Raw genomic sequence first — 6,662 nt, 5'->3', positions numbered from 1 at the left:
TGTTGAATACAGAAATCATCTTCTTGATGCCGCCTAACTTTTTTTAAAATGTCCTTTACAAAGGGTACGGATTAATTTGCCTACTTCTTTATTTTATTTTTTAGCATATCGTAAACTTGGTTGAGATCCTACGTAGTATTCTAATCCAGATACAGATGACTTTTGTAAATAAGAGTCTGTTGGGAATACAAGTGGGATTAAAGGATATTCTGTAAACATAATATCTTCTGCTTGATGTAATAAGTCAAAGCGTTTATTTTCATCTTGTTCTAATTTTGCTTGATTAATTAAATTATCAAAGTCTTTATTAAACCATTTCGCATAGTTATTTGGTCCATCACCTGCATAAATTTCTAATTGAGCAGCTGGATCTAATGTAGATCCTCCCCATCCCATATATGCGATTTGGAAGTCACTTTGTTTGTACATATCAATATAACTTTTCCACTCTTTACCTTCTATCTTTACGTCTACACCAAGATTTTTCTTAAACATTTCTTGAAGTGTTTCAGCTATTTTTTTCTTATCTGAATATTTCACCGTTACTTCTGGAAGTGTAGTCCATCCTTCTTCCTTCATTCCTTCTTCTAATAGATTCTTAGCTACCGCAGGATCATATTTAAAATAATCACCCTTCTCTTTACGGAAGTCACGACCACCTTCTGTTTTTGCTCCTTCTGGAACAAATCCATATGCTTCTTTTGCATTATTCTTTAATATTTTCTCTACGATAAACTTACGATCTACAGCTAATGCAAAGGCTTTACGAATTTTAGCATTTGTAAATGGTGGTTTCTCTGAATTAAATGAGTAAATATGAGTTGAGTAGTCTTGCATTTTTTTAAACTCTTTATTGTTTTGTTCTTTTTCAACTAAATCCGTTGGTATGTTAGATAATAAATCTAATTCTCCAGATTTATATAATTGATACGCTGTTTTACCTTCAGGAATAATACGGAATTCGATTTCTTTTGATGCTACTTTTTTATCATGGAATTCTTTATTTTTTTCTAAAATAATCGCTTGATTATGCTTCCATTCTTTCAATGTGAAAGGACCATTTGTAATTAATTCTTTTGGATCTACTTTTAGTTTACCTTTTTCGTCAATAGATTTTTTATTAAGTGGAATATATAACGACTGGGCTAATGTTCGCTTAATAGATGTTACCGGATGTTCAAATTGTAGCTTTAAAGTTACATCATCTACTGCTTGAATTCCTACTGCATCTTCTGCACCTTTCCCTGTATTAAATGCTTCTCCACCTTTAATGAAATAGAGTTCAGTTGCATTCATAGAACCCGTTTTAGGATTTAATATTCTCTTCCAAGCAAATTCAAAATCTTTTGCTGTTAATGGAGAACCATCAGACCATTTCAATCCTTTTTTCAAATAGAATGTATACTCTTTTCCATCTGCCCCAGCTTCCTCTTTCTCTACTAAATCCTTTTCAAACTTCCCATCCGTTGTCTGTCTATACAAAGTTGCAAATAAGTGCTCAATTACATAATTAGAGTTATTATCTGTTGAAATCGCTGAATCTAACGTGTAAGGATCACTACCGAGATTCGTTACAAAACGGTCTCCTTTACTAGCACTTGCTTTTGAAGTATCTTTCTTACCGCAAGCGACAGAAGTAATTGCTAATACGGTCATAATGACAAATAATAAAAACTTCTTCATCTTCCATTCCCCTTTAACCTGAAATTTTTGGTGTAGATGCTAATAATGTTTTTGTATAAGAATGTTGTGGATTACGGAATACTTCATCCGTATTTCCAAATTCAACAAGTTCTCCTTTATATAAGACAGCCACTTTTTCACATAAATAGTGAACCATTGGCAAATCATGCGCGATAAATAAATATGTATAGCCTTGTTCCTTTTGAATTTTTTGCAACAGATGTACAACTTGAATTTGAAGTGAAACATCTAACGCTGAAATTGGTTCATCAAGAATCAATACTTCTGGCTCACATAATAAAGCTCTTGCAATAGCAATACGTTGACGTTGCCCTCCGCTAAATTCGTGCGGATAGCGATCGATATATCGTCTATCTAATCCCACACGTTCTAGCGCATCACCTGCTACTTTATCCTTTAATCCTTTATCACCTAAACCGAATGAAATATAACCTTCCGTTACGCTATCGCGTACTTTCCAGCGCGGATTTAATGCAGCTGTTGAATCTTGAAAAATAAACTGTACTTTCTGTAAGAAATCACGTTTATGAGCTGCCTTCAGCTTGTGAACGACTTGACCGTTATAATCAATTTCACCAGACGTTGGGCTCTCAATCCCAGCTATGAGCTTACCAAGTGTTGTTTTTCCTGAACCACTTTCTCCAATAATGCCAAGCGTTGTGCCTTTCGGGATCGCAAGCGATATGTCTTTTAACGCTGCGATTTCTTTATTTTTACTTCCATACGTTTTCGTTACTTGCTTTACAGTAATTAAATCTGTCGTCATGAGGCATTCACCTTCTCTTTTGATTTCGCTTTATTATGCTCCAGAACATGTTGCCAGCAATGTGAACTATGCTCCCCAGAATATGTTGTTCTCTCTGGGAAACGATGAATACATTCTTTTATCGCTACTGGACAACGATTTACAAAAGGACAACCAAAGCTATTTAACGTCTCAATGGAAGGTGTCGTCCCTTCTATTGCACGTAATACTTTTTCGGAATCATCCATATTGGGAATTGCTTGTAATAAGCTTTTTGTGTATGGATGTTTAGGAGAACCTATCACTTCCTCTATCGTTCCTTTTTCAACAACACGTCCTCCATACATCACAACTACTCGATCCGCTACTTCACGTACAAGTGCCAAGTCATGTGTAATTAATAAAATACTTGTGTTTTGTTTTTCTTTCCGCTCTTTTAATAACCCCATAATTTGTTTCTGAATTGTTACATCTAATGCCGTTGTAGGTTCATCTGCAATAACGAGTTTTGGGTGGCAGGCAAATGCAATTGCTAAACAAATACGTTGTCTCATACCTCCGCTTAATTGATGTGGGTACTGTTCAAAGCGTTTCTCTGCTTCATGTATTCCTAAATCATTTAATAAGTTAATTGCAATTTCTTTTGCCTCTTTTTTCGATTTCTTTTCGTGCTGCAAAATCACTTCTGTAATTTGCCTTCCCACCTTCATCGTTGGATTCAAAGATGAAAGCGGATCTTGAAAGATAAAAGAAATATCTTTCCCACGAATTTGATTCCATTCTGATTCTTGTAACTTAGTTAATGCCTTTGATTCGAAAGATATATTTCCATCATCAATTTGAATTGATTCTTGATTTAAGCCGATAATAGCTTGTGCTGTAACACTTTTCCCTGAACCACTCTCTCCTACAAGTGCAACAAATTCACCTTCGTTAATAGAAAAGGAAACATGTTTCACAATTGCTTGCTTACTATTCTCTTTTTCAACGGCTAACGTTACGTTTTCTAAAGATAAAAGCTGTCCCATGTCGTTTCTCCTTTCGATTCCGTTTTACGATTTTCGGATCAATTGCATCTTGCAAACCATCACCAATTGCATTAAATGCGAACATAATAAGCGCAATCATTAGTGATGGGAAGAAAAGTTGCCACCATTCTCCGCTTAATAATGTCCCAAGCGCATCATTCGTCATTGTCCCCCAGCTTGCTGCTGGTGATTGTACCCCGAGTCCAATGAAGCTTAAAAATGATTCTGAAAAAATAGCTGCTGGAATTGTAAATGATAAATTTACGATAATAATACCTGTTAAGTTCGGAATGATATGTCCGTATATAATTTTCATATGTGATGTACCTAATCGCTCCGCTGCAATAACAAATTCTCTTTGCTTTAAAGATAAGACTTGTGCCCTAACGAGACGTGCCATACCAATCCAACCTGTTAATGCAAGGGCGATAATAATTGTAAAAAGTCCTGGTTTCATAATGATTAGTAATAAAATTACAATTAATAAATATGGAATACCGTATAATATTTCAATCCCTCGTACAATCCACTCATCTATTAACGTTCCAAGGCGATTACGCCCTCTCACATATCCACTAAATCCTCCAATTAGCACACCAAGTCCTATATCAAGAACAGCTGCTACTAATCCAACTACTAACGAAATCTTCCCACCAGCCCAAGTACGCGCCCAAATATCTCTTCCCAAATCATCTGTTCCGAACCAATGCTCACTACTAGGTGGTAAATTTGTCGCCTCTTTTACTTGTTCACTCGCAGTGAAAGTGGTTAAACTTTCACCGATAAGAGAAAAAATAATAATGAGTAACAATGTCACCGTTCCTAGAACTGCGATTGGATTTGATACAAACTTACGGAACACTTCTTTTTTTCTGCTAATTGCTTGCTGATCTTTATTTATCGTTAATTCTTTTTTCTCTTCATTTGTCAATAACTGTTTATTAATTTCATAAGCACCCATTTAAATATCCTCCCTCCTTACGTAATAGAACGAATACGCGGATCAACAATACGATGAATAATGTCTGTAATGAAAATACAAAAAATTAATAATGCACTATAGAAAATCGTTGTCCCCATAATGACTGGATAATCTCGGTTAAAAATACTATCTACAAAATATTTTCCGAGACCAGGAATTGCAAAGATTTTTTCAATAATAAAAGTCCCCGTTAACAACCCAGCCATTAACGGCCCAACAAATGTAAGCACTGGAACAATTGCATTTCGAAGAGCATGTCTTATAATAATTTTCTTAATCGGTATACCTTTCGCTCTCGCTAACTTAATATAATCACTCTGCAAAACTTCAATCATATTAGAGCGAACAAATCTTGTAATCACTGCGATTGGTCCTAACGCTAATGCAAAGGATGGCAATACTGTATGTTCAAATGTACCCCAAGAGGCTACTGGTAAGAGCTCGAATTGAATAGCAAATATTTGTATAAATAGTGGTGCTAAAATAAAACTCGGAATAGAAATACCGAGGATGGCAAGTAAACTTACACCATAATCAATTACCTTCCCATGATAGAGAGCAGCAAATGTACCTGCAGCAATTCCGACTAGCAATGAAATAATAAGTGCTTGTAAACCAATAATTGCTGATGGACCAAAGCCAGTTGTTATGATTTCTGATACACCTTGCCCGGTTGATTGAACAGATTCACCAAAATCAAAATGAACTACGCCGTCTAAATAAGCAACATATTGATTCCATAACGGTTCATCAAGGTGATACTTCGCTCTCATATTTTGCACAACTTCCTCCGGAAAGATCTTTGCATCTGATGAAAATGGATCTCCCGGAATAATATGCATAATTAGAAATGTCACTGTCGTAATAACCCATAGTGTGAACAAAATAACCGATAATTTTTTAATTACATACATTCCAATAACCCCCTAAACACATATATTTACTTAGTTTTATGAACGTGCTTTTTCCATTACTCCCTTTCTCTTTTTAGAATACAAAAAGCCTTGATCTTAAAAAATAAGATCAAGGCTTAATAAACAAAGGCCTATCACTTATCTTTCAAGACTTGCTTGCTGGAATTAGCACGGTGTTCCTATTACAGAACCCGCTGCTGAGGTGTCATAGGGCCAGTCCCTCTACCTCTCTGGATAAGTAAATTGCTATTTTATTATTTGGTTCAAATTGTATATTTCGAATTATAATTCTGAAAAAATGAAAAGTCAATCAAATTGGATATATTTAGAAAAATCAGTTTTTAATAGTGTGTTTATCTAAATTACAGTTTTTCGCCTATAATAAAAAAAAAACGATATGAAAGGAGTTATATGATGGATCCCTTACTTCTAGCAACTATAGGATTACCATTAACAATCGTTATACTTGTTATCATTGGATTTTATAAACTTTTCATTAAAAAGAAAAGCATTATCTCTTTTTACACCCCCTTTGATAATATTACCGGGCAAACTATTTCCGAATTTCACGAAGAACAGAAGGTATTAGTATCCGAGGATGAAGACGGCGATCGTAAGAAGAAAAAATAACCTTGCACAGGCAAGGTTATTTTTTCGTTTCTGCTTGAAAACGTTTATAGTATGTCGATGCTGTTGCAAAATTAATTTCTATATCACGAATCAACGATGAATCTTCTTCTTTAGCTAACTTCTGTAATTTTTTCATTGCTTGTTCCGATTCATTCAAGAAACCGACATATACCTCATGTTCTTGCTCTTTCGACTTCGGAACACGAATTTCTTTTCGTATATGATCAATATCTTCTAACATGCTCGTTGTTACCTTTTGCACATCTTTTTTATATGTAACAGTCGTTATTTCCTTACCGCCCTTTTCTTTTGCCACTTCAAATAACTGCAGTGCGTTATTAATTTCTTTATTCATTTTCAAATCGTATTTTTCATGTACTGCACGGTATTCTTTCATTTCTTCTGTTTGTTCTGTAGATTGCTCTACCTTTTCTTTCGGTTCTTTCGTATCCTTATTTCCATTACATCCTGCTAGAAGGATCATACCTCCCATTACAGCAATACCCAAAACCTTCTTCATATCTTCTTCTCCTTTTATCTACAGCTACTACTCATTATAGTTTCTTTTATCTCCACTTGTTATTATACCGAGAACATCCTACTTTTTACACTTAAGACGACATCGTAATATATATACCAACATGTTTGTCACAGTATCG

General features: G+C 34.9%; 7 protein-coding genes and 1 riboswitch. Of the genes, 1 reads left to right on the top strand and 6 read right to left on the bottom strand.

All coding sequences use genetic code 11. The annotated features are described in order from the left end of the window. Positions 1-93 precede the first annotated feature (93 nt). Genes PDQ33_RS21085 through PDQ33_RS21065 form a run of 5 tightly spaced genes read right to left on the bottom strand, consistent with a single transcriptional unit; the run spans position 94 to position 5,373 of the window. A complete protein-coding gene (locus tag PDQ33_RS21085; RefSeq protein ID WP_000714093.1) occupies positions 94-1,683 on the bottom strand; it encodes a peptide ABC transporter substrate-binding protein in 1,590 nt (529 codons plus the stop codon). Between the two features lie 13 nt (positions 1,684-1,696). Then, complete coding sequence (locus tag PDQ33_RS21080; RefSeq protein ID WP_000205665.1) at positions 1,697-2,470, bottom strand: ABC transporter ATP-binding protein; 774 nt, start codon at positions 2,468-2,470, stop codon at positions 1,697-1,699. Continuing rightward, entirely contained in the window at positions 2,467-3,477 is a 1,011-nt protein-coding gene (locus PDQ33_RS21075) for an ABC transporter ATP-binding protein (RefSeq protein ID WP_270756516.1), read from the bottom strand. The genes PDQ33_RS21080 and PDQ33_RS21075 overlap by 4 nt, the downstream gene beginning before the upstream one ends. Next, positions 3,434-4,438, bottom strand: coding sequence for an ABC transporter permease (locus PDQ33_RS21070; protein WP_000501542.1), 1,005 nt, complete (start codon positions 4,436-4,438; stop codon positions 3,434-3,436). Before PDQ33_RS21070 ends, PDQ33_RS21075 begins: the two co-directional genes overlap by 44 nt. Before the next feature lie 17 nt (positions 4,439-4,455). Continuing rightward, a complete protein-coding gene (locus tag PDQ33_RS21065; protein ID WP_076856214.1) occupies positions 4,456-5,373 on the bottom strand; it encodes an ABC transporter permease in 918 nt (305 codons plus the stop codon). A gap of 135 nt (positions 5,374-5,508) precedes the next feature. After that, positions 5,509-5,614, bottom strand: a riboswitch (SAM riboswitch). A 173-nt stretch (positions 5,615-5,787) separates the two neighbouring features. Between PDQ33_RS21065 and PDQ33_RS21060 the strand changes: the two genes are divergently transcribed. Then, complete coding sequence (locus PDQ33_RS21060; protein WP_074541441.1) at positions 5,788-6,003, top strand: DUF3951 domain-containing protein; 216 nt, start codon at positions 5,788-5,790, stop codon at positions 6,001-6,003. A gap of 16 nt (positions 6,004-6,019) precedes the next feature. On the opposite strand, the gene PDQ33_RS21055 is transcribed toward PDQ33_RS21060, so the two are convergent. Next, positions 6,020-6,523, bottom strand: a complete 504-nt coding sequence (locus PDQ33_RS21055; RefSeq protein ID WP_076856215.1) for a hypothetical protein — start codon at positions 6,521-6,523, stop codon at positions 6,020-6,022. Positions 6,524-6,662 lie beyond the last annotated feature (139 nt).

The organism is Bacillus cereus group sp. Bc031 (assembly GCF_027716265.1).
Classification (GTDB): Bacteria; Bacillota; Bacilli; order Bacillales; family Bacillaceae_G; genus Bacillus_A; species Bacillus_A paranthracis.
This window is presented reverse-complemented; position numbering and strand designations above follow the sequence as displayed.